Source organism: Bradyrhizobium sp. BRP23 (assembly GCF_020194135.1).
In the GTDB taxonomy this organism is placed as follows: Bacteria; Pseudomonadota; Alphaproteobacteria; order Rhizobiales; family Xanthobacteraceae; genus Bradyrhizobium; species Bradyrhizobium yuanmingense.
The window spans coordinates 193,819-215,638 of sequence record NZ_JADYVW010000008.1 but is presented as its reverse complement, the minus strand read 5'-3'; the positions used below and the strand labels follow the sequence as shown (position 1 = coordinate 215,638).

23 protein-coding genes are annotated in these 21,820 nt (G+C 63.9%); 11 read left to right on the top strand and 12 right to left on the bottom strand.

From position 1 onward, the window contains the following. Window positions 1-67 precede the first annotated feature (67 nt). From I6F24_RS22795 to fabZ, 7 genes are all read left to right on the top strand, one after another. Window positions 68-826, top strand: coding sequence for an isoprenyl transferase (locus tag I6F24_RS22795; RefSeq protein ID WP_036010029.1), 759 nt, complete (start codon window positions 68-70; stop codon window positions 824-826). Then, the gene (locus I6F24_RS22790) at window positions 823-1,665 is read left to right on the top strand and encodes a phosphatidate cytidylyltransferase (RefSeq protein ID WP_225151760.1); all 843 of its coding nucleotides are present in this window, start codon (window positions 823-825) and stop codon (window positions 1,663-1,665) included. Before I6F24_RS22795 ends, I6F24_RS22790 begins: the two co-directional genes overlap by 4 nt. A gap of 4 nt (window positions 1,666-1,669) precedes the next feature. Beyond that, entirely contained in the window at window positions 1,670-2,893 is a 1,224-nt protein-coding gene (dxr, locus tag I6F24_RS22785; RefSeq protein WP_225151758.1) for a 1-deoxy-D-xylulose-5-phosphate reductoisomerase, read from the top strand. A gap of 44 nt (window positions 2,894-2,937) precedes the next feature. Next, window positions 2,938-4,089 (top strand): RIP metalloprotease RseP, encoded by a 1,152-nt coding sequence (rseP, locus tag I6F24_RS22780; protein ID WP_036010021.1) that lies wholly within the window; start codon window positions 2,938-2,940, stop codon window positions 4,087-4,089. A gap of 176 nt (window positions 4,090-4,265) precedes the next feature. Next, window positions 4,266-6,791, top strand: coding sequence for an outer membrane protein assembly factor BamA (bamA, locus tag I6F24_RS22775; protein ID WP_036010019.1), 2,526 nt, complete (start codon window positions 4,266-4,268; stop codon window positions 6,789-6,791). A 125-nt stretch (window positions 6,792-6,916) separates the two neighbouring features. Next, the gene (lpxD, locus tag I6F24_RS22770) at window positions 6,917-7,984 is read left to right on the top strand and encodes a UDP-3-O-(3-hydroxymyristoyl)glucosamine N-acyltransferase (protein WP_036010017.1); all 1,068 of its coding nucleotides are present in this window, start codon (window positions 6,917-6,919) and stop codon (window positions 7,982-7,984) included. Continuing rightward, entirely contained in the window at window positions 7,981-8,442 is a 462-nt protein-coding gene (gene fabZ, locus I6F24_RS22765; RefSeq protein WP_036010015.1) for a 3-hydroxyacyl-ACP dehydratase FabZ, read from the top strand. Before lpxD ends, fabZ begins: the two co-directional genes overlap by 4 nt. A gap of 12 nt (window positions 8,443-8,454) precedes the next feature. Here fabZ and I6F24_RS22760 read toward each other — a convergent pair whose 3' ends face one another. Then, entirely contained in the window at window positions 8,455-8,775 is a 321-nt protein-coding gene (locus tag I6F24_RS22760; protein WP_225151756.1) for a KTSC domain-containing protein, read from the bottom strand. A 176-nt stretch (window positions 8,776-8,951) separates the two neighbouring features. On the opposite strand from I6F24_RS22760, the gene lpxA reads away from it, so the two are divergent. Genes lpxA through lpxB form a run of 3 tightly spaced genes read left to right on the top strand, consistent with a single transcriptional unit; the run spans window position 8,952 to window position 11,832 of the window. Next, the gene (gene lpxA, locus I6F24_RS22755; RefSeq protein WP_036025239.1) at window positions 8,952-9,743 is read left to right on the top strand and encodes an acyl-ACP--UDP-N-acetylglucosamine O-acyltransferase; all 792 of its coding nucleotides are present in this window, start codon (window positions 8,952-8,954) and stop codon (window positions 9,741-9,743) included. 29 nt (window positions 9,744-9,772) lie between these two features. Continuing rightward, window positions 9,773-10,642 carry a UDP-2,3-diacylglucosamine diphosphatase LpxI gene (gene lpxI / locus I6F24_RS22750; RefSeq protein ID WP_157283600.1) on the top strand — a complete coding sequence of 290 codons (870 nt, stop codon included), beginning with the start codon at window positions 9,773-9,775 and terminating at the stop codon, window positions 10,640-10,642. Further along, a complete protein-coding gene (gene lpxB, locus I6F24_RS22745) occupies window positions 10,642-11,832 on the top strand; it encodes a lipid-A-disaccharide synthase (protein WP_225151754.1) in 1,191 nt (396 codons plus the stop codon). The genes lpxI and lpxB overlap by 1 nt, the downstream gene beginning before the upstream one ends. A gap of 103 nt (window positions 11,833-11,935) precedes the next feature. Here lpxB and I6F24_RS22740 read toward each other — a convergent pair whose 3' ends face one another. The 5 genes from I6F24_RS22740 to I6F24_RS22720 all read right to left on the bottom strand — a co-directional run bounded on the left by I6F24_RS22740 (window position 11,936) and on the right by I6F24_RS22720 (window position 15,161). Beyond that, on the bottom strand, window positions 11,936-13,477 hold the full coding sequence (locus tag I6F24_RS22740; RefSeq protein WP_225151752.1) for a PAS domain-containing sensor histidine kinase: 1,542 nt from the start codon (window positions 13,475-13,477) through the stop codon (window positions 11,936-11,938). A gap of 300 nt (window positions 13,478-13,777) precedes the next feature. After that, window positions 13,778-14,104 (bottom strand): GcrA family cell cycle regulator, encoded by a 327-nt coding sequence (locus I6F24_RS22735; protein WP_036010004.1) that lies wholly within the window; start codon window positions 14,102-14,104, stop codon window positions 13,778-13,780. A 39-nt stretch (window positions 14,105-14,143) separates the two neighbouring features. Next, a complete protein-coding gene (locus I6F24_RS22730; protein ID WP_036025247.1) occupies window positions 14,144-14,329 on the bottom strand; it encodes a hypothetical protein in 186 nt (61 codons plus the stop codon). A gap of 148 nt (window positions 14,330-14,477) precedes the next feature. After that, complete coding sequence (locus I6F24_RS22725; RefSeq protein ID WP_057030484.1) at window positions 14,478-14,789, bottom strand: hypothetical protein; 312 nt, start codon at window positions 14,787-14,789, stop codon at window positions 14,478-14,480. A 156-nt stretch (window positions 14,790-14,945) separates the two neighbouring features. Beyond that, window positions 14,946-15,161, bottom strand: a complete 216-nt coding sequence (locus tag I6F24_RS22720; protein WP_035699963.1) for a dodecin family protein — start codon at window positions 15,159-15,161, stop codon at window positions 14,946-14,948. A gap of 258 nt (window positions 15,162-15,419) precedes the next feature. Between I6F24_RS22720 and I6F24_RS22715 the strand changes: the two genes are divergently transcribed. Beyond that, a complete protein-coding gene (locus I6F24_RS22715) occupies window positions 15,420-16,082 on the top strand; it encodes a phytochelatin synthase family protein (protein WP_225151750.1) in 663 nt (220 codons plus the stop codon). Window positions 16,083-16,393: 311 nt separating this feature from the next. Here the strand turns inward: I6F24_RS22715 and I6F24_RS22710 are convergent, their stop codons facing one another. The 6 genes from I6F24_RS22710 to I6F24_RS22685 all read right to left on the bottom strand — a co-directional run bounded on the left by I6F24_RS22710 (window position 16,394) and on the right by I6F24_RS22685 (window position 21,782). After that, complete coding sequence (locus tag I6F24_RS22710; RefSeq protein ID WP_156447357.1) at window positions 16,394-16,711, bottom strand: hypothetical protein; 318 nt, start codon at window positions 16,709-16,711, stop codon at window positions 16,394-16,396. Between the two features lie 130 nt (window positions 16,712-16,841). Beyond that, a complete protein-coding gene (locus I6F24_RS22705) occupies window positions 16,842-17,609 on the bottom strand; it encodes an SDR family oxidoreductase (protein ID WP_225151748.1) in 768 nt (255 codons plus the stop codon). After that, window positions 17,606-18,715, bottom strand: coding sequence for an ABC transporter ATP-binding protein (locus tag I6F24_RS22700; protein ID WP_225151746.1), 1,110 nt, complete (start codon window positions 18,713-18,715; stop codon window positions 17,606-17,608). The genes I6F24_RS22705 and I6F24_RS22700 overlap by 4 nt, the downstream gene beginning before the upstream one ends. 10 nt (window positions 18,716-18,725) lie before the next feature. Further along, on the bottom strand, window positions 18,726-19,583 hold the full coding sequence (locus I6F24_RS22695; protein ID WP_036010046.1) for a carbohydrate ABC transporter permease: 858 nt from the start codon (window positions 19,581-19,583) through the stop codon (window positions 18,726-18,728). After that, window positions 19,576-20,499: a sugar ABC transporter permease gene (locus I6F24_RS22690; protein ID WP_225151744.1), complete on the bottom strand. Its 924-nt coding sequence runs from the start codon at window positions 20,497-20,499 to the stop codon at window positions 19,576-19,578. Before I6F24_RS22690 ends, I6F24_RS22695 begins: the two co-directional genes overlap by 8 nt. Next, a complete protein-coding gene (locus I6F24_RS22685) occupies window positions 20,496-21,782 on the bottom strand; it encodes an ABC transporter substrate-binding protein (protein WP_036025220.1) in 1,287 nt (428 codons plus the stop codon). The genes I6F24_RS22690 and I6F24_RS22685 overlap by 4 nt, the downstream gene beginning before the upstream one ends. Between the last annotated feature and the right edge of the window lie 38 nt (window positions 21,783-21,820).

The following is a 21,820-nucleotide window of genomic DNA, read 5'->3' as shown; positions in this document are numbered from 1 at the left end:
TTCGCGCATGATTTTGTCGGAAAACCGCTTCGCACTTTTCCGGATCATGCTTTAAGGCACCGCCTTCATGTCCAACGCCGCCGCGCCCGCAACCGAAGGACCCGACAGGTCCGAGGCGCCTGCGCATGTCGCCATCATCATGGACGGCAACGGGCGTTGGGCGGCCGCGCGCGGTCTGCCGCGTGCGGAAGGGCATCGCCGCGGCGTCGACGCGCTGCGCCGCGTGGTGCGCGCCTCGCACGAGCTCGGCATCCGCTATCTCACCATCTTCTCGTTCTCGTCGGAGAACTGGTCGCGCCCGGCGAGCGAGATCGGCGACCTGTTCGGCCTGCTGCGGCGCTTCATCCGCAACGACCTGGCGAGCCTGCATCGCGACGGCGTCAAGGTCCGCATCATCGGCGAGCGCGAGGGGCTCGAGAGCGACATCTGCGCCTTGCTGAACGAGGCCGAGGAGCTGACGCGCGACAACACGCGCCTGACGCTGGTCGTCGCCTTCAACTACGGCTCGCGGCAGGAGATCGCGAAGGCGGCGCAGAAGCTGGCCCGCGAGGTCGCGGAGGGCAGGCGGGATCCTGCCACGATCGACGCCGAGACGCTTGGCGCGCATCTCGACGCGCCCGACATCCCGGACCCCGATCTCATCATCCGGACCAGCGGCGAGCAGCGCCTGTCCAACTTTCTGATGTGGCAGGCCGCCTATAGCGAGCTCGTGTTCGTGCCGATCCATTGGCCCGACTTCGACAAGGCGGCGCTGGAAAGCGCGATCGCCGAATTTGCCAGGCGCGAACGCCGTTTCGGCGGCCTGGTCGCGAAGACCGCCTCGTGAACGAACCCGATCCTGCATCGGCGGGCGCCAAGCCTGCCCCGAGCAATCTGGCGATGCGGGTCCTCGCAGCGCTGGTGCTGGCGCCGCTGGCCATCGCGATCGCCTATGCCGGCGGCTGGTTGTGGGCGCTTCTCGTCACCCTGGTCTCGATCGGGCTGTTCGCGGAATGGCTGATGGTGGTGGGCGCAGCATCGGCCGCGCTGACCGGGGCAGGGACGGTCGTGATCGCCATGATGGGAGCCTCCGTCGCTTTCGGCGCGCTCAAGACCTCCGTCGTCACCGGCCTCATCGGCGGTGCCATCGTGACGCTGATCGCCCGGGGCAAGTTCTTGTGGGCGGCGAGCGGGTTTGCCTATGCGGCGGCGGCGCTGCTGGCCTCGATCCTGGTGCGCAAGGATCTCGTCAACGGCTTCTCCGCGCTTATGTTCGTGCTGCTCGTGGTGTGGGCGACCGACATCGGCGGCTATTTCGCCGGACGCAGCATCGGCGGCCCGAAATTATGGCCACGCGTGAGCCCGAAAAAGACCTGGGCCGGCGCGCTCGGCGGCTTTGCGGCGAGCCTTGCGGTCGCGGCCGGCTTCGCCGCCTGCGGGATCGGAAAGCTGATTCCGCTGCTGCTCGTCGGCGCCGTCCTGTCGGTGGTGTCGCAGCTCGGCGATCTCTTCGAATCCGCCGTGAAGCGGCGCTTCGGTGTCAAGGATTCCAGTCACTTAATTCCCGGCCATGGCGGGCTTATGGACCGCCTGGACGGTTTTGTCGCCGCCATCCTGGCGGCCTGGTTTATCGGCTTTTTCCGCCATGGTGTGCATAGCGCCGGAAGCGGTCTTATGGTTTGGTGAGGATATGAGCGCCGTTCCCTTGCGTAACAACAGGCTTGCTGCGTCCGACATTCGCAGCGTCACGGTCCTCGGTGCCACCGGCTCGATCGGCGACAGCACGATGGATCTCTTGCGCGCCTCGCGCGAGCGCTACCGTGTCGAGGCGCTGACGGCGAACGGCAATGTCGCAGCGCTCGCCAAGCTCGCCAAGGAATTCAACGCACGCTATGTCGCGATCGCCGACACCTCCAAGCTCGCCGAGCTCAAGGCTGCGCTCGCGGGCACCAGCACTGAATGCGGCGCCGGCGAAAGCGCCGTGATCGAGGCCGGCGCGCGTCCGGCCGACTGGGTGATGGCGGCGGTCAGCGGCGCTGCCGGGCTGAAGCCGGCGCTCGCCGCGGTCGATCGCGGCGCGCATGTCGCGCTCGCCAACAAGGAGTGCCTGGTCTGCGCCGGCGACTTCTTCATGCAGCGCGCGGCAAAAGCCGGCGCCTGCATCCTGCCGGCCGATTCCGAGCACAACGCGCTGTTCCAGGCGCTGAGCTCAGGCAATCGCGACGAGCTCGTCCGCGTCATCATCACCGCCTCCGGCGGCCCGTTCCGGACCTGGAAGCCCTCAGACATCGAGCAGGCGACGCTCGAGCAGGCCCTGAAGCATCCGAACTGGAGCATGGGCCAGAAGATCACGATCGATTCGGCCTCCATGATGAACAAGGGGCTCGAGGTGATCGAGGCGTCCTATCTGTTCGCGCTCTCGCCGGACGAGATCGACGTGCTGGTTCATCCGCAGTCGATCATCCACGGCATGGTCGAGTTTTCCGACCGCTCGGTGGTGGCCCAGCTCGGCGCGCCCGACATGAGGACGCCGATCGCCCATTGCCTCGGCTGGCCCGATCGAATCAAGGGCCCCGCGGCCAAGCTCGACCTTGCCAAGATCGGCCAGCTGACCTTCGAAGCGCCGGACTTTGAGCGCTTCCCCGGACTGCGGCTGGCCTACGAATCGCTCCGGACCGGGAAGGGCGCGACCACCGTCTACAATGCCGCCAACGAGGTCGCCGTGGCCGCCTTCATCGACGGCAAGATCCGCTTCGGTGCGATTGCCCGGCTAGTCGAGGCGACCCTCGAGGATTGGATCAAAGGCGGCAACCAGGCGCCTCTGACCTCCGCAGACGATGCAATCTCTGTTGACCATGTTGCGCGAAATAGGGCTGCCGCCCTATTGCCTCAAATTGCCTTAAAGGCATCCTAGTTGGTTCGGGACCAGGGCCTTGCGGCGCTGGGTGAGGGAATTCGATGATCGACTTTTTCGTCCATAGTTTCAATACGTTGAGCCATGGGCTCCTCGGCTACGCGGTTCCCTTCCTGTTCGTCCTGACCATTGTCGTGTTCTTCCACGAGCTCGGCCATTTCCTGGTCGCGCGCTGGGCGGGCGTACGCGTGTTAACCTTTTCGCTCGGCTTCGGCCCCGAGCTGGTCGGCTTCAACGACCGCCATGGCACCCGCTGGAAGATCTCGGCGATCCCGCTCGGCGGCTACGTCAAGTTCTTCGGCGACGAGAGCGAGGCCTCGACCCCGTCGGCCCAGACGCTGGCGGCTATGTCGGCCGAGGAGCGCGCCGGCAGCTTCCACCACAAGAAGGTCGGTCCCCGGGCGGCGATCGTCGCGGCCGGACCAATCGCCAATTTCATCCTGGGCGCGCTGATCTTCGCCGGAATGGCGCTCTATTACGGCAAGCCGAGCACGATCGCCCGGGTCGACGGTGTCGTCGCCAACGGCGCGGCGGCTGCCGCCGGCTTCAAGGTGGGCGACGTCGTCATCCAGATCGACGGCAAGCCGATCGAGAGCTTTGCCGACATGCAGCGAATCGTTGCGATGAACGCCGGTTCGGCTCTTACCTTCCAGGTGAAGCGCGACGGCGCCGTCGTCTCGCTGACCGCGACCCCGGCGCTGCTGGAGCGCAAGGACCCGTTCGGCAACAGCCACCGTCTCGGCGTTCTCGGCATCGAGCACAAGTCGCAGGCCGGGGAGGCCTCGACCACCCCGGTCGGCGTCGGCGAAGCGCTCAAGATCGGCGTCGAGCAGGTCTGGTTCATCATCACCAGCACTTTCAAGTTCCTGGGCTCGCTGTTCGTCGGCCAGGGCAATCCGAACGAGGTCAGCGGCGTCCTGGGAATCGCGAAAATGTCGGGGCAGGCGGCCAGCGCCGGGTTCCAGTTCGTGATCAATCTCTGCGCGGTGCTGTCGGTGTCGATCGGCCTTTTGAACCTGTTCCCGATCCCGCTGCTCGATGGCGGCCACCTGATGTTCTATGCGGCCGAGGTGGTCCGGGGCCGGCCTTTGTCCGAGCGGACCCAGGAAATGGGGTTCCGAATCGGGCTTGGCCTGGTGCTAATGTTGATGGTGTTTGCGACCTATAACGACATCCTGCGGATGGCAGCTTCCTGATAGGGGCTTTTTTGTGGCGTTGCTGTTGAGCAACGTCTTGGAATGAAATTGAAATTACGGCGCTTTCGGCCGTTTGCGGCGTCGGCGAAATTGGCTACAAGCGGCCTGAACTTGGGGAATCTCCGGACCGGCGTTGGGGTTGGGTCTGGCAGGGAATGATAAGGGCGCGTTGCGCGATGAAGTTTGGACTGCGACTCCGGGGGGGCTTGCTCGCGACCCTGATCTTGTTCGGCGCGCCGGTGGTTGCCCCGGTTGGGGCTGTTTTCGTGTCTTCGTCTGCGCTCGCCCAGACCGTTCAGTCGATTTCCGTCGAAGGGAATCGCCGCGTCGAGGTGGAGACGATCCGCTCCTATTTCAAGCCGGGTCCCGGCGGCCGGCTGGATCAGGCCGCCATCGACGACGGCCTCAAGGCGTTGATCGAGACTGGCCTGTTCCAGGACGTCAGGATCAACCGCGGTTCCGGCGGCCAGCTCATCGTCTCCGTGGTGGAAAACCCGGTGATCGGCCGTATCGCCTTCGAGGGCAACAAGAAGATCAAGGACGAGCAGCTCACTGCTGAAGTCCAGTCCAAGGCCCGCGGCACCTTCTCCCGCGCCATGGTGCAGTCGGACACGCTCCGTATCGCCGAAATCTATCGCCGCTCCGGCCGCTACGACGTGCGCGTCACGCCCGAGATCATCGAGCAGCCGAACAACCGCGTCGACCTGATCTTCACGGTCGAGGAGGGCGTCAAGACCGGCGTCCGGTCTATCGAGTTCGTCGGCAACAATGCCTTCTCGTCCTACCGCCTCCGCGACGTGATCAAGACGCGCGAGACGAATTTGCTGAGCTTCCTCGGCAGCGGTGACGTCTACGATCCCGACCGCGTCGAAGCCGATCGCGACCTGATCCGCCGATTTTACCTCAAGAACGGCTTCGCGGACGTGCAGGTCGTCGCGGCGCTGACCGAGTACGATCCGGAGAAGAAGGGCTTCAACGTCACCTTCAAGATCGAGGAAGGTCAGCAATACCGCGTCGGCGCGGTGGATTTCCGCAGCAGCATTCCGAACTTCGATCCGAGCTCGATGCGCGCCTATTCGCGCCTCAATGTCGGCTCGCTCTACAACGTCGAATTGGTCGAGAAGTCGGTCGAGGAGATGCAGATCGAAGCCTCCCGCCGCGGCTATGCCTTTGCCGTGGTCCGGCCCGGCGGCGACCGCAACTTCGAAGCGCACACAGTGTCCGTCGTGTTCAACATCGACGAGGGCCCGCGCACCTATATCGAGCGCATCAACCTGCGCGGCAACACCCGCACGCGCGACTACGTGATCCGCCGCGAGTTCGACATCTCGGAAGGCGACGCCTACAACCGCGCGCTGGTCGACCGTGCCGAGCGGCGCCTGAAGAACCTCGACTATTTCAAGAGCGTGAAGATCACGACCGAGCCGGGCTCGTCGAGTGACCGCGTCATCCTGATCGTCGACATGGAAGAAAAGTCGACCGGCGACTTCTCGGTCTCGGGCGGTTACTCCACCACCGACGGCGCGCTGGCCGAAGTCTCGATCTCCGAGCGCAACCTGCTCGGTCGCGGCCTGTTCGCCAAGGCTGCGGTGACCTATGGCCAGTATGCGCGCGGCTACTCGCTGTCGTTCGTCGAGCCGTACCTGCTCGACTACCGCGTCGCGCTCGGCCTCGACCTCTATCAGCGTGAGCAGAAGTCCAACAGCTACATCTCCTACGGCACCAAGACGCTCGGCTTCTCGCCGCGCCTCGGCTTCTCCTTGCGTGAAGATCTCTCGCTCCAGGTGCGCTACTCGATCTATCGGCAGGAAATCACCCTGCCGGGCTACCTGGCGAACTGTAACAACGTGGTTGGTTCGGCGGCCTTCAATCCCAGCCCGGCCTTCTCTGCTGCCACCGGTATACCTCTGGATCCGTCCACCAACGGCCTCGGCTGCTACAACGATGGCGAAGCCTCGCTGCCGGTGCGCAAGGAGCTCGCCAACGGCAAGACGCTGACTTCGGCGCTCGGCTACACGCTGACCTACAACACGCTGGACAACAACAAGAACCCGACCGACGGCCTGCTCGTCGACTTCCGGCAGGACTTCGCCGGCGTCGGCGGCGACGTCTCCTATCTGAAGTCGGTCGTCGACGCGAAGTACTACACGCCGCTGGTGTCCGACATCGTCGGCCTCGTCCGCCTGCAAGGCGGCATGCTGAACAAGATCGGCACCGATCTGCGCATGCTCGACCACTTCCAGATGGGCCCGAACCTCGTCCGCGGCTTCGCCCCGAACGGCATCGGTCCGCGCGACTTGAACCCGTTCGGCACGCAGGATGCGCTCGGCGGCACCCAGTATTGGGGTGCTTCGTTCGAATTGCAGATGCCGTTCTGGTTCCTGCCCAAGGAAGTGGGTCTGAAGGGCGCGGTCTATGCCGACGCCGGCGGCCTCTACGACTACAAGGGACCGACGAGCTGGACCACCACCAACGAGGTCAATGCGCCGGGATGTATCCCGTCGAGCATCAATCCCTCGAGCACGGGGACCTGCACCGGTCTCGTCTATGACGACAGCAAGGTCGTTCGCTCGTCGGTCGGTGTCGGCGTGATCTGGCAGTCGCCGTTCGGACCGCTGCGCTTCGACTACGCCGTGCCGCTCAGCAAGGGCAAGTACGACCGCACGCAGGAATTCCGGTTCGGCGGCGGCACCACGTTCTAATTCGATCAGCACGGCACGATCCGGATCACCGGAACCGGTTTCGGAAAGGGATCGTGCCGATCCAGGACATGAGGCATGATGCGGCCTGACCGCTTCATGCCGAAGCCGGACCGCGACGGGATGGAATGGCGCAGCCGATCTTCTTCACAAAGCCGCCTGCCGCAGCGTTGGCCGACATTGCCACGCTGACAAAGGCGCAGCTGGTCGACCCCGCGAGGGGCGGCCACGTCATCACGGGCCTTGCTTCGCTCGACGAAGCGGGCCCGATGCATCTGGCGTTCTTCGACAACCTCAAATACGCCGATCAGCTCAGGGCGACCAAGGCGGGGGCCTGTCTGGTCAGTCCGCGCTTCGAGGCCGAGGTGCCCGAACATGTGGCCGTGCTGCGGGTGGCGCAGCCATTCCGCGCCTTTGTCCGGATCGCGCGGGAATGGCACGCCGACGCGCTGCGGCCGCAATCCTGGGTCGGCAACGACGGTATCGCGCCATCGGCCATCATCGATCCCACGGCCCGGCTCGAGGACGGAGTGGTCGTCGACCCCCTGGCCGTGATCGGCCCGGACGTCGAGATCGGCAGTGGCACTGTGATTGGCGTCGGGGCGGTGATCGGTCCCGGCGTCAAGATCGGCCGGGATTGCAATGTCGGCGCCCGGACCGCTATCCAGTGCGCCCTGATCGGCAACAACGTGCTGATCCATCCCGGCTGCTCGATCGGCCAGGACGGCTACGGCTTCATCTTCTTCGGCCCGGAGGGCCATCTGAAGGTGCCGCAGACCGGGCGCGTGCTGATCCAGAACGACGTCGAGGTCGGGGCCAACACCACGATCGACCGGGGGTCCTTGCGTGACACCGTGATCGGCGAGGGGACCAAAATCGACAATCAGGTCCAGATCGGCCACAATGTGACGATCGGCCGGCACTGCCTGCTCGCGGCCCAGATCGGGCTCGCCGGCAGCCTGACCATCGGCGACAACGTGGCGCTCGGAGCGAAGGTTGGCATCAACAATCACCTCAAGATCGGCGACGGGGCGCAGGTGACGGCGATGAGCGCGGTCAAGGACGACATCCCGCCGGGCGGCCGCTGGGGCGGGCACTTCGCCAAGCCGACCAAGCAATGGTTCAAGGAGATCATCGCGGTGGAGCGGCTGGTACGCGACAGCAAGGCCGATCCGAAGGACGAGGGACGGGAATGACGGCGGAATCACCTGTTAAGTTCGAGCTGGTGGACATCAACGCGATCCTCCAGACACTGCCGCACCGCTTTCCGATGCTGCTGATCGACCGCGTGATCAACATCCGCGCCGATTACAGCGGCATCGGCATCAAGAACGTCACCTTCAACGAGCCGGCGTTCCAGGGACATTTCCCCGAGCGTCCGGTCTATCCCGGCGTCATGATGATCGAGGCGATGGCGCAGACCGCGGGCGTGATCGGCATCAAGTCGGTCGAGGGCACCGAGAAGCCGCGGGCGGTCTATTTCCTCACCATCGACAAGTGCAAGTTTCGCAAGCCGGTACTGCCGGGCGACACGATCGAGTATCACATGCGCTCGCTCGGCCGCCGCAAGACCATGTGGTGGTTTCACGGCGATGCAAAGGTCAACGGTCAGGTCGTTGCCGAAGCCGACGTCGGCGCCATGCTGACCGATTGAGCGGCACTGGGCTCAGGTGCAATCGTAGCGGCTGCCGGTCGTCTCCCGCCTGATAGTCCGGTTGAAGAACTGGCCCATGGAGGGCGCGACGAGGAGGCGTTCGACCGTATCGGCCGTCACGCCGCAATAGCGGTGATAGGCGCCGTTGCTCGCGACGATCAGGTCCTGCTGCGCGCGATCGTAACAGACCCGCTGAAGCACCGTGCTGCGGGTGATGTCCCGGCACTCGAATGTCCGGAGATCGACCAGGCGGTGTTCGCCGGTCTCGACCGCCTCCGACACGATCGGAGTATCCGCGAGCTGCGCCAGCAGAAGGATCAGGGCCCTGACCACGATCGTTGAAGCTCCGCATGAACCTGACGACGGGACGGGAAGGCCGCCTCATCCGGCACTTGAAACACGGCGAGATGATACGTCACTGGACAGATCGGGCATAGTCGCGCTAACCAGCCGAAAACCGAGCGACTTCAATACATAACCCGACCGTCTTGACGAGTAAGATTGGCTTGATGAGCAAGATTGATCCCACCGCGCGGATCGCGGACGGCGCCGTGATCGGCGAGGGCACCGAGATCGGACCCTATTGCATCATCGGCCCGAACGTCGTCATCGGCGCGAACTGCAAGCTGATCGGGCATGTGCACATCACGGCGCAAACCACGATCGGCGACGACTGCACCATCTATCCGTTCGCTTCGCTGGGCACGCCGCCGCAATCGCTCAGCTATCGTGGCGAGCTGACGCAGCTCAGGATCGGCGCGGGCTGTACCATCCGCGAATCCGTCACCATGAACGCGGGTACCGTCGCTGGCGGGGGCGTCACCTCGGTTGGCGACCGCGGCTATTTCATGAACTGCAGCCACGTCGGCCACGACTGCCATCTCGGCAACGACGTGATCTTCGCGACCTCGGCAACGCTCGGCGGCCATTGCGAGATCGGCGACTTCGTCTTCATCGGCGGGCTGTCCGCCGTGCATCAGTTCACCCGTATCGGACCGCAGGTCATGGTCGGCGGCGTGTGTGGCGTGCGCGACGACATCATTCCGTTCGGTCTCGTCAACGGCCAATATGCCGTGCTCGAAGGCCTCAATCTGATCGGCATGAAGCGTCGCAAGTTCACCAAGCAGCGGCTTGCCACCGTGCGTGCGTTCTACCAGAAGCTATTCCATGGCGCCGGCACCTTCGCCGAGCGGCTGGAGGCGGCGCGGCCGCTCGCGGGCGAGGACCCCGCGATCGCCGAAATCCTCGACTTCATCGGCAAGGGCAAGCGCCCGCTCTGTCTTCCCGCCATCGCGAAGTGATCTTGAAATGATCTTGGAGTGATCTTGGGATGGCCGCGGGCACGACATCGGCGGCTTTGCAGGTTTCGTCACCGGTCGGCATCGTCGCGGGGGGCGGAGCCATGCCGTTTGCGGTCGCCGAGTCGCTCGCCGCGCACGGCATCACGCCGGTGCTGTTTCCGCTACGCGGGGCCTGCGATCCCCAGCGGGTGGAGAAGTACCGGCATCGCTGGATCTCCGTCGGCCAGCTCGGACGCGCGATGCGGCTGTTCCGCGAGGAGGGCTGCCGCGACCTGATCTTCATCGGCACGTTGGTGCGGCCTTCGCTGTCCGAGATCCGGTTCGACTTCACGACGCTGCGCCTGCTCGGCAACGTCATCCGCGCCTTCCGTGGCGGCGACGATCATCTGCTGTCGGGTGTGGGCCGCATCCTCGAGCAGGACGGCTTCCGGATGGTCGGCATCAAGGACGTCGCGCCGGATCTCCTGATGCCCGAGGGCTGCATCAGCCGCGCCTGGCCGAGCGATGCCAGCAAGGCCGACATCGCGCGCGGCCGGGCGGTGCTGACCGCGCTCGGCCCGTTCGACATCGGCCAGGCCGTGGTCGTGATCGATGGCCACGTGGTGGCCGTCGAGGACATCGAGGGCACCGACGCGCTGCTCGCCCGCGTCGCGAGGCTGCGCGAGGAGGGCCGCATCCGTGCCGCCACCGGCCGCGGTGTGCTGGTGAAGGCGCCGAAGAGCGGCCAGGACCTGCGCTTCGACCTGCCGACGATCGGTCCGCGCACCATCGAGGGTGTCGCGGCCGCCGGCCTTGCCGGCATCGCCGTCATCGCGGGCAACACCATCGCCGCCGAGCCGCAGGCCATGATCGCGCTTGCCGATGCCAAATATCTCTTCGTCATCGGCCTGCCCGCGTGATGTCGCGTGATCCCAAGCGCAAGATCTTCCTGATCGCGACGGAGGAGTCCGGCGACAGGCTCGGCAGCGCCTTGATCAAGGTGCTGCGCCAGCGCCTCGGCGACGGCGTGCAGTTCGTCGGCGTCGGCGGCCGCACCATGGCGCGCGAGGGCCTGGAATCGCTGTTTCCGATCGAGGAGCTCTCGATCGTCGGGTTTGCCGCGGTGGTGCAGCAATTGCCGAAGATCCTGCGGCTGATCCGGCAGACCGCCGACGCAGTGACGGAGGCCGCGCCCGACGTGCTCGTCATCATCGACAGCCCCGACTTCACCCATCGCGTCGCCCGCCGCGTGCGCGCGCGCAATCCCGCGATCCCGATCGTCGACTACGTCTCGCCGCAGCTCTGGGCATGGCGGCCAGGACGGGCGCGGACCATGCTCGGCTATGTCGACCACGTGCTCGGCCTGCTGCCGTTCGAGCCCGAGGAATACCGCAAGCTCGGCGGGCCGCCCTGCAGCTATGTCGGCCATCCCCTGATTGAGCAATTGGGCTCGCTGCGGCCGAGTGCGGAGGAGCAGGCGCGCCGCGACCGTGAGCCGCCGGTGCTGCTGGTGCTGCCCGGCAGCCGCCGCAGCGAGGTCAGGCATCATCTCGACGTGTTCGGCGCAACGCTCGGCCGCTTAAGGGGTGAGGGCTGTGCGTTCGAACTGATGCTGCCGACCATGCCGCATCTCGAAGCCACCATCCGCCAAGGCATCGCGAGCTGGCCGGTCAAGCCTCAGATCGTGATCGGCGAGAACGAGCGGCGTGCGGCCTTCCGCATCGCTCACGCCGCGCTGGCGAAATCCGGCACGGTGACGCTCGAGCTCGCGCTGTCGGGCATTCCGATGGTGACGGCCTATCGCGTCGGCGCGATCGAGGCCTTCATCCTGCGACGCGCGATCCGTGTCTCCTCGGTGATCCTTGCCAATCTCGTGATCGGCAAGGATGTCATTCCCGAGTATTTGCAGGAGGAATGCACGCCGGAGAAGCTGGCGCCGGCGCTTCGAGACGTGCTGACGGAGTCTCCGCTGCGCCGGCAGCAGGTCGAGGCCTTCGCCAGGCTCGATCAGATCATGTCGACCGGCAACACATCGCCGAGCGTGCTCGCCGCCGACATCGTGCTCGCAACGATGCGCCAGGGTCGGCGAACGAGCCAGGGTGTTTCATAGAAGTCTGCTTGAGCCGCCCCTTCCAAAGCGTGAGCTGCCCTCCAAAGACCAGACGCCAAGAAACGCAACAGCGAAGGCGTGAGTTACGCTAAAGCGACGTGGATCACTCCTGTTGCGAAGGCAGACTAAAGTGAAACGCCGCCCCCCGTGGTTCATTGGCACCAGTCCAAAGTCGTCCTCCGTGCGCCTCGATGATCGATTGGCAAATCGACAAGCCCATGCCGGTCCCGTCCGGCTTGGTGGTGTAGAAGGGCTCGAACAGGCGGTCAACGATTGCGACGTCAAGTCCAGGTCCGGTATCCCGTACGGCGACAACAACGAGATTTGATGTATCCGCAGCCGTGCTGATCCGCAGCTCTCGTCCGCCAAAGTCGACGCAGTTCATTGCCTCGATCGCGTTGAGGATCAAATTGAGAACCACCTGTTGCAGCTGAACGCGATAGCCCTTCACGAGCGGCAAGCCCGGAGCGAGGTCGGTCTGGATCGAGACATCATGTTTGAGCAGCTCGCTACGGGCGATGGTGATCACGTCCAGGATTGCACCATTGACATCGACGCTCTCCTTCGGCGCCGGAGCCTTCTTGATCAAGGAACGGATCCAACTGATAATCTCGCCGCCTCGCTTGGCTTCTGTGACGATGGATACGAGCGCCTGCTGTGCCTTTTCGAAATTCGGAGATTGTGTTCCTAGCCAGTTCAGCGCGGCCTCTGCGTTGCAGAGCACCGCGGTGATTGGTTGGCTTAGTTCGTGTGTCACCGAAGCCGTGACCTGGCCCATTGCCGCCGCGCGATTGGCGTGTGTTAGTTCAGCTTGCATCTCGCGGAACGTCTCGGCGGTTCGCTTGCGTTCGGTGATGTCGCGGCTCAGACAAATGATTCGTGACTGTCCGACTTCGCAGAACTCGCGCATACGAACTTCGACGGGAAACACAGTGCCATCCTTTCGGCAATAGCGCCTCTCGAGCGTAGCGATGCCGCCGGCCTTGAGACGCTCGCGGTTGCGACGCCAAGTCGCTTCATCCATCTCCAGATCGAACAAGGCCGCAGTTGCCCCAACCAGTTCGGTCCGGCTGTAGCCGAGACTTTCGCAGGCATTCCGATTCACATCCAGAACGTGACCATCTTCACTGTGCAGCATGAACGTATCGGTCGCGTGGTCCACGAAGGTACGGAAACGGGCCTCGCTCTCGATCAGCGCCTGTTCGGCGCGCTTGCGCTCCGTGATGTGGCGCCCCACACCTCGGTAACCCACGAAGTTCCCTGTCTTGTCAAAGATGGGCAGCCCAGAGACGGAAATATAGCGCTTGCCGCCGTCGGGCATCGGCCGCGCGAGCTCGAAATCGCGAAACGGGAGGTGAGCGTCGAGTATCTCCCGGTGTTTGCGCCAGCCATCTGCGTCAGGTTCGATATACGGGACCTCCCATCGTGTCCTGCCGATCTCGGAGACCGGCGGCTCGGGAAGCGTCTCGGCGAACTCCTGGCGGATGAAGCGATGCTCCGCGTCCGTTTCCCAGTACACATCGAAGGAGAATTGCACCAGCGTGCGAAAGCGCTCCTCGCTCTCGCGCAGTGCCTCCTCGGGGCGCTTGCACTCATTCGAATCGAGGGCGACCGACGGCACTTCAATCGCATGTTGCATGATCATCTCTTGCTCACGCGTGATGGATCAATCGACAGATTTCTCGTGCCGGATCGCGTCCCCCCGGAGCCGATCAAGATCGATCGGGAATATGCCTTTGGCGACTATACTCCCGTATACAGGGCTTCTCTATAGCGACGTGGCTGTGACGACCCCGAGCCGAAACAACGCGAGCTAAAACCCGGTTCCATCAACGTATGCGTGTGAGGTGGGCCCTGTTTCTGTCTCGCGGGTGGCCGACGCTCATTTGCAAAGTAACGACGCGGCCGACATGGACGGGAGGGCAAGGACGTTCGTGGTGAGCTCTTAACCAGTGTTTCTGACCGCCTCAGCCAGAATGGCGTAAAGCTGCTGCCGGCTGAATTCCTTTGGCAGCTCCCTCTCTGCTGTACTCGGCGACACCCTCCGCGCGATGGGACGGGCGCAGGCGGCCGACGACGGCCTCAGCTTCGGGGCCGGCCTTATCTGGGGCTGCGCTGTGGGCGGCTTGTGGCCGCGCTTCAGGCCCAGACGGTTCAGCATACCGCATACCGCGTTACGACTGCAGCCGAGATGGCGCGCAATCTGCGCCGCGCTCTGCCCCGCGGACCAGAGCCTTTTGAGAAGCGCTATGTCTTTCGCATCCCAGCCCATGAGAGATAGTATAACGGCGACTGCCAGACACCGGCTAGTCTAGTCTTCGTCCGGCTCGCGCACGACCGCCGGTTCGTCGGCATCATCTTGCTCATCCTCGTCTTCGTCCTCCTCGTCTTCATCCTCCTCGTCTTCATCGGGATCCCTGGGTGGCATCACGATGCGCATCCGCATGAGCAGTTTCCTGGCTGTGGTGGAAAATGCTTCGGAGGTGTGTTGCTTCATGGCATTGTGCTCCTCGAAAATTAGCGCAGTCGCCAGATTCTTGGCCGGCATATGCCGGTGCCGGGGCGCGACCGCCGCAAACGCGATGCAGGTCGGGTAGACTGCACGATCAGCGGGCGGCGGGCCATGCAACAGGCAGCGTTTTCGGCTACTTGATGCCCGAGGACCCATTGGGCTCTAAGTTCACCAAAACCTCGCCGGCAGCGATTTCAGGAACTCCAAGATCGAGGTCGGGTAGACTGGCTTGAACAAATGCCAGTATCTTGGCGTTCGCTGCGTTGGCGCTTTCGCGGTCGTCAAATATCATCACCGCGATACCGACACCGTCGCCCGCATCCAGCACATGGTAAGATTTGAATCCCCGCGATTGTCTTAGGATCTCACCGACGCCGCTCTTGGCGCGACGAGCGGCGTCGGCGACCGAACGAACCTTACTGTACTTGCGAATGACCATGTACATGGGGCCACCACGCGCCATACGCTCCTTCGCATCAAAGCATTTCGGTCCCGCTCGGACTAGTGCCAACTTCCGGGATGGGCCACAGCGTCCGGCTGGCGGACCGCAACGCGCCTGTCCAATGAGCCGTCCTCGCCCGAAGCGGCGAGGTGCTGAGGCTCAGGAGCCCTCGAACTTGAACGATACGTTGAGCTTGGCGCGATAGGCCTCAACTTTTCCCTTGTCATCCAGTTGCATATCGAGCTTGACGACCTCTGCAATGCGGAGATCTCGGAGAGATTTAGCAGCTTGCTCGACTGCGTTAGCGGCCGCTTTCTCCCATGAGTCGCTGCTGGTACCGACCAGTTCAATGACCTTGTAGACGCTATCGGGCATGTTCGTCCTCCCAATCGCTAGGAGCAGGAAGTCTAGCACTGGGATCTCGACGCTGATACATCTCGGGATGCCGCGGAAAGGGTCCGATTGGCTGTCACTTTCCTGTTCGACCCAAAAGAAGAACTCGGGTCGTCCTGTCGGAAATTATGTTCGCATTTTCAGCCCGAACGAACGCGGACAGGTATCTTCTTCGCGCTCTCCGGCTTCCGAGTATAATTTTGCGCGCCTAAGTCGTCATTGCCGCCAAGGTTCCGATCCATGAAGCGATGGCACCGCGTAAGCATCAGCAGCTTGGTGATTGCCCTGAGTCTGGTGTGTGCCGGGGCCCTGGTGGTCAATCAATCGCACGTGCCATCAGAAGCCATAGCCTCATCGGTCACACGTACTCCGGAGCTTATTGAGCGTGCGTGGCACCTGCCCGTGGCAGCAACATTTGAAGGACACGTTGTTTGGCAGTCAAATGGCTCTCGCTGCGGACCTGCCGCTGTTGCAAATGCGTATCGGTCCCTTGGCGAGGCGGCAAGGACGGAAGGCAAGGTGTTGGCCGGGACGTGGAGTTGCTGGACAGGCGTATGCATTATGGGGCTCACGCTTGACGAACTGGCCAACGTCGCCCAGTCCAACACCAGCCGGAAAGTTACTGTCTTGCGTGATCTCAGCGAAAACCAGTTTCTGGAGCATCTCCGTCGCTCCAACGATCCGCGGCGACGCTACATCGTGAATTTCGATCGCGCTCATATTTTTGGTGCTGGTAGTGGACACCATTCCCCAATTGGAGGCTATTTCGAAGCCGAAGACCTCGTTTTCGTGCTCGATGTCAATTTCGATTTCCAGCCGTGGCTAGTCGAACGGAAGCGGCTGTTCGACGCTGTAAATACGTTTGACGGCGATAAGAAGAGGGGACTGCTGTTCATAGAGTGACATCCCGCTCCATGTCGCCTCGTGACCCTTAGCCGGATCATTTGAGGCAGTTGGGATGTCGTCTATCGGCGGTGGACAGAACGCGGGGGGCCGTCTTGCCTCGACTGGCGCTTGTGCGCCCTATGACGGCCCGCCACTTGCCGCCGGGGTCTCGCTCCACGCGTACACTGAGCGCGACATACTGACCCCGGGAGGACATTTGGGCGGCAACCAGGCGGACGACACGCTAACTCGGGACCGCATGCGACCCGTGAATTGGCCACTTCCGGCGTCCGCGCAACTCGCCGTAGACGCAGCGCAGGCCGAGTGTTCTATTTCGGAGTTCCGGTCTGGCCACCCGAACCGGTGGTCTGCTCACTTCCCGGCCGGCCCGGAGGATGCGCCGAAGCGGCCGGCTTGTCTTGATCGGCCACGTATCCGGACTCTCCGGAGTTGCGGGTCTTGATCCCTTTGTCCGCATCGCGCTGCATCTGCTCGTTGGGCTGGCCAGCCTTGAGCTCCCGGTCCACGTCGCGCTTCATCTCCTCCTTGGTTTGCTCACTGGGTGCGGCCTTTTGCTGTTGGGCCGTTGCTTGGAAGCTCATTGCGCTTCCGGCAACTACAATCAATGCGAGAATTGCTGTTCGCATGCTTCTCCTCCACGGCTTGCTCCGGCCCCTAAACGCGCGAACCTCCCAAGGTTTCCTAGTTCCAATCACTATTGTCGAACGTCACGTAGGGCTAAGCAAAGGGCACTCGAACGGTCTTATGCGCACCGGCCTAGGCGAGTCCGCCATCAACCCTGAAACACTGGCTGGTGATGCGCTGGCTTTCGTCGGAGGCGAGGAACAGTGCCATATTGGCAATGTCTTCGGGCGTTACCGCATCGGGCACCGCCTGGCGCGAGCGTATCTCGGCGATGACCCGATCGTCCGGATACCATAGCCGGCGCTGGCGCTCGGTGATCACCATGCCCGGCGCGATCGCGTTGACGCGAATGCGGTCGGGACCGACCGACCGCGCCAGCGAGTTGGTGAAGCCGACGATCGCCGCTTTCGCCGCGGCATAGACCGGCAGCGCCGGCGCGCCGCGCATCCAGGCGATCGAGGACATGTTGATGATCGAGCCGCCGCCGCGCGCCTGCATCTGCGGAACCACCGCTTGCGCGGCGAAGAAGACGTGCTTGAGATTGACGCCGATCATCCAGTCGAACTCGGATGGCGTGACCTCGGCGAGAACCTGGCGCTGATCGTTGGCGGCGTTGTTGACGAGAACGGCGGCGTCGCCAAGCGAGCGGCGGGCCTCTGCCATCGCGCTGCGCAGCGCATCGATGTCGAGCAGATCGCAGGGCACGAACAGCGGCGGGGGCCCGGACGAGGCCGCGATCTCCCGCACCAGGGCTTCGCCGGCGTCCTTATCGATGTCGAAGAAGGCGACCCGGGCGCCTTGGCCCGCGAAGGCCCGGACGAAGGCGGCGCCGATGCCGCTGGCGCCTCCGGTGATCAGCACCACGCTGCCGGCTAGGCTGGAATAGGTCGTCTTCGTCATGCGATCAGGCGCTCCGTCTCGGGGTCGAACAGGCAAATGCGGCGGGTGTCGAGCGCGAAGGCGGCGGACGCGCCGGGCGCGGGGCGGATATCCGGCGAGACTCGTGCCATCGCGGGCTCGCCGCCGAGCCGCAGCAGCACCATCGTCTCGGCACCGGTGGGCTCGACCAGCTCCACCGGCGCCTCGACGAGGACAGGCGCTTCGCTGGAAAACGTGCGGCTTCCCTCAGCGATGCATTCCGGCCTGATTCCGAACACCACCTTGCGCCCGACAAAGGGTGCTGCGGCGTCGTACCCCGTAAGGCGCAGACGAAGCTCGTCGGGCCGTCCCGCGCCGATCACGACGACCGGACCGTCATTTTCGGCCTCGAGCCGCGCCGGCATGGTGTTCATCGGCGGCGAGCCCATGAAGCGTGCGACGAACAGATTGGCGGGATAGCGGTACACGGTGTCGGGATCGGCGAATTGCTGCACGCTGCCCTGATGCATCACGGCGATCCGCGTCGCCATCGTCATCGCCTCGATCTGGTCGTGCGTGACATAGACGATGGTGGCGCCGATGCGCTGATGCAGGCGCTTGATCTCCATCCGCATCTCGACGCGCAGCTTGGCATCGAGATTGGAGAGCGGCTCGTCGAACAGGAAGAGCAGGGGATTGCGCACCAGCGCGCGTCCCATCGCCACTCGCTGGCGCTGGCCGCCGGACAATTGCGAGGGCTTGCGGCCGAGCAGCGGCTCGATTTGGAGCAGTTTTGCGACATTGCTGACCGCAGCGTCCTGCTCGGCTTTGGGAACGTGACGGCATTCCATGCCGAAGGTGATGTTCTGGCGCACGGTCATCGAGGGATAGAGCGCGTAGGACTGGAACACCATGGCGATGTCGCGGTCCTTCGGCGCGACGTCATTGACGACGCGGCCGCCGATTTCGATCGTTCCCGCGCTCGGGCGGTCGAGCCCGGCGACGATGTTGAGCAGGGTGGACTTGCCGCAGCCGGACGGGCCGACCAGCACGGTGAACTCGCCGCTCTCGATGTCGAGCGCGATGTCCTTCAGCACCTCCAGATTGGCGTAACGCTTGGACAGGGCGCGAATGCTCAGTGCTGCCATGACAACTCCATCATTTCACGGCCCCGGCAGTCAGGCCGCGGACGAAGTACTTGCCGCCGAGCAGGTAGATCAACAGCGTGGGCAGCGCGGCGATGATCACCGCTGCGCTCTGTACGCCATGCTGCGGGATATCCGCGACGGCGGCGGACAGCGCGATAAGCGCTGCGGTGACGGGCTGCTGCTGGCCGGTGGTGAACGTCACGCCATAGAGGAACTCGTTCCAGATATGGGTGAACTGCCAGATCACCGTGACGATCAGGATGGGACCTGAGAGCGGCAGGATGATGCGCCAGAAGATGCGGAAGAAGCCGGCGCCGTCGATGCGGGCGGCCCTGATCAGTTCATGGGGAATGGCGACATAATAATTCCGGCAGAACAGCGTGGTGAATGAGAGCCCCTGAATGGTGTGAATCAGCACGAGGCCGGTCAGGGTGTTGATGAGGCCGACGTCCCGCAGCACGATGGTCCAGGGCAACAGGCGCATCTGCTGGGGGAGGAACAGGCCCAGCGTCACGATGCCGTAGATCCAGTTGTCGCCGCGAAAACGCCAGAGCGACACGGCGTAACCGGCGATTGCGCCGAGCAGGGTGGAGAAGATCGTGGCGGGAATCGTGACCAGCGCGGAGTTCAGCATGTAGGGCCGGATGCCGGCGCAGGTCTCGGCGACACAGAAGCCGCTCCAGGCTGCGGCGTAGTTGCTCCAGGCCAGATGCTGCGGCCAGCCGATCATCGATCCCTGCGCGATCTCCTCGTTGGTCCGCAGCGAGTTCAGCACCACGACCACGAGCGGCGCGAGCCAGGCCGCGGCGATCAAGAAGACGGCGAGATAGATCAGGATCCGGGTCGGTGCGAAGCTGCGGTCAGGCATGGGCGCCTCGCCGTCGCTGGATGTATCGCCACGCCGCGTAGGGCAGCAGCACCGCGAGAAGAATGAGCAACATCAGCACGGCCGCCGCCGCGCCGCGGCCGAGCAGGCTGCGCTGGAACATCAGGTCGTAGACGACGAGTGCCGGCAGCTGGGTCGCGATTCCCGGTCCGCCGTTGGTGAGCGCGCGCACGAGATCGAAGGTCGAGATCGCGAACTGCAACTGGATCACCACGACGGTGACCGTGATCGGCCACAGCGACGGCAGGATGATACGCCGGTAGGTTCGGACCGCTCCCGCGCCGTCGATCTGCGCGGCCTTGATGATGTCGGGATCGACCGAGCGAAGGCCGGCAAGGAACAGCGCCATGGCAAAGCCGCAGGATTGCCAGATCGCGGCGATGACAATGGTCCAGATCGCCATGTCGCGGTCGATCAGCCAGTCGAACTTAAAGGAGGTCCAGCGGAGGTCGTGCACCAGCTTCTGGATCCCGAGACCGGGATTGAGCAGCCAGCTCCAGACCGTGCCGGTGACCACGAAGGACACCGCCAGGGGATAGAGGAAGATGGAGCGCAGCACGTTCTCGCCACGAATGCGCTGATCGAGCAGGATCGCGAGGATGAGGCCGGTCGCTGCGCTCAGCAGCACGAAAGCGCTGCCGAACAGCAGCAAATTGTCGAAGGCGATTTGCCAGTTGCGCGATGCCGTGACCGCCGTGTAGTTGCGCAAGCCGACCCAGCCCGCAACGGGAACGAGGGTGGACGGCGTGAACGAGATCCAGATCGTCCAGAGCGAAAACGAGACGAGGTGCGCCGCCGACAGCAGCAGCGGCACCCAGATCGTCAGATACTCGGGCAGCCGACGCACCCATTCGGGAAGCGCCGGCCGGCCCGGTCTCATCGTGGCGGCATTGCTCAACGCGCGCCCTCGACGGCCTCGGCGAGGCGGGTGGCCGCCTGCTCCGGCTTGATCGTCTTGTTCTTCACGTACTCCGTGATTACGTCGATCATCGCCGCGGTCATTCCGTTTTCCTGCGCCATGTTGTGCGCCATGCTGAGGACGGCCTGATTGCTGGCGATGGCCTCCTTCAAGGCCTTCGAGGTTGTTCGTTGCCCCTCCGACCAGCCTTCGCCTGATAGATCGACGTCAGTGCGCACGGGGATGGAGCCGGTGATCTGCGAGTACATGGTCTGGATCGCCGGATCCATGACGAGCTGAGCCATCAGGGTCTGGCCGGCTTGCAGGTCCGCCTCCTTGCGCTGCCAGAAGATGAAGGCGTCGGCATTCAACAGGAAGACCGGCTTGCCGTTGTCGCTCGGGCCTGGCGCAATCATGAAGTCCTCGAGCTTGAATCCGGCATTGCGCAATACGCCCTGCGCCCATCCGCCCATGATCATCATGCCCATGTCGCCGTCGATGAAGCGCTTCAGGTTGGTCGAGAAATGCTGGGCGCCGACGTTGGGGTCCATCCAGTCGGCGATCTTGCGCACCTGGGCGAACGCGGCCTTGATCTCCGGACCCTCGAGGGCCTTCTTCTCGAGATTCATGATGGCCGCGCGATAGGCGAGCGGACTGATGCCCGCGAGAGCCGCCTCGAATTTCTGTCCGTCGTCCGGGCGGGTGCCGCCATTGGCGATGGGAGAAGCGACTCCGCCCGCCTTCATCTTTTCGGCGAGGTCGTTGAAGTCGGCCCAGGTGACGGGGACCTTGTCCGCCTTCGCCTTGTCCATCGCGCGCTTGGACAGGAAGAGCATGTTGGTGCTGTAGATCTGTAGCGGCAGCGCAATCCATTTGCCGCCGGGCTTGTGCAGCTTTGCAAGATCCGGAGCGACAACCTTCTCGTAGCCGGCGGCCGCGACGAGGGCATCGAGATTTACGGTGGGCGCAATCTTCGACCAGGCCGCAATCTCGGGCCCCTTGAGCTGCGAGCAAGCCGGCGGATCGCCGGCCATGATCTGCGCGCGCAGCTTGTTCATCATCTCGGTGGTGAAGCCGGGGACGGGCGAGTGCTGCCAAACGCCGCCCTTCTCCTCGAATTTCTTGCCGAGCGCCGTAATGGCCGCCCCGTCGCTGCCCGCCGACCATTGCGAGATCGCGGTCAGTCGCGGCTTGGCCGCGCCTTGCGCGCGGGCAAGGTGCGGAAATGCGAGCGCGGCAGCAGAGCCAGCGAGCAGACGACGCCTTGTTGTTGTGATCGGCATGGCAGTTCCTCCCGGTGTGAAATCGTTCGCGCTTTATA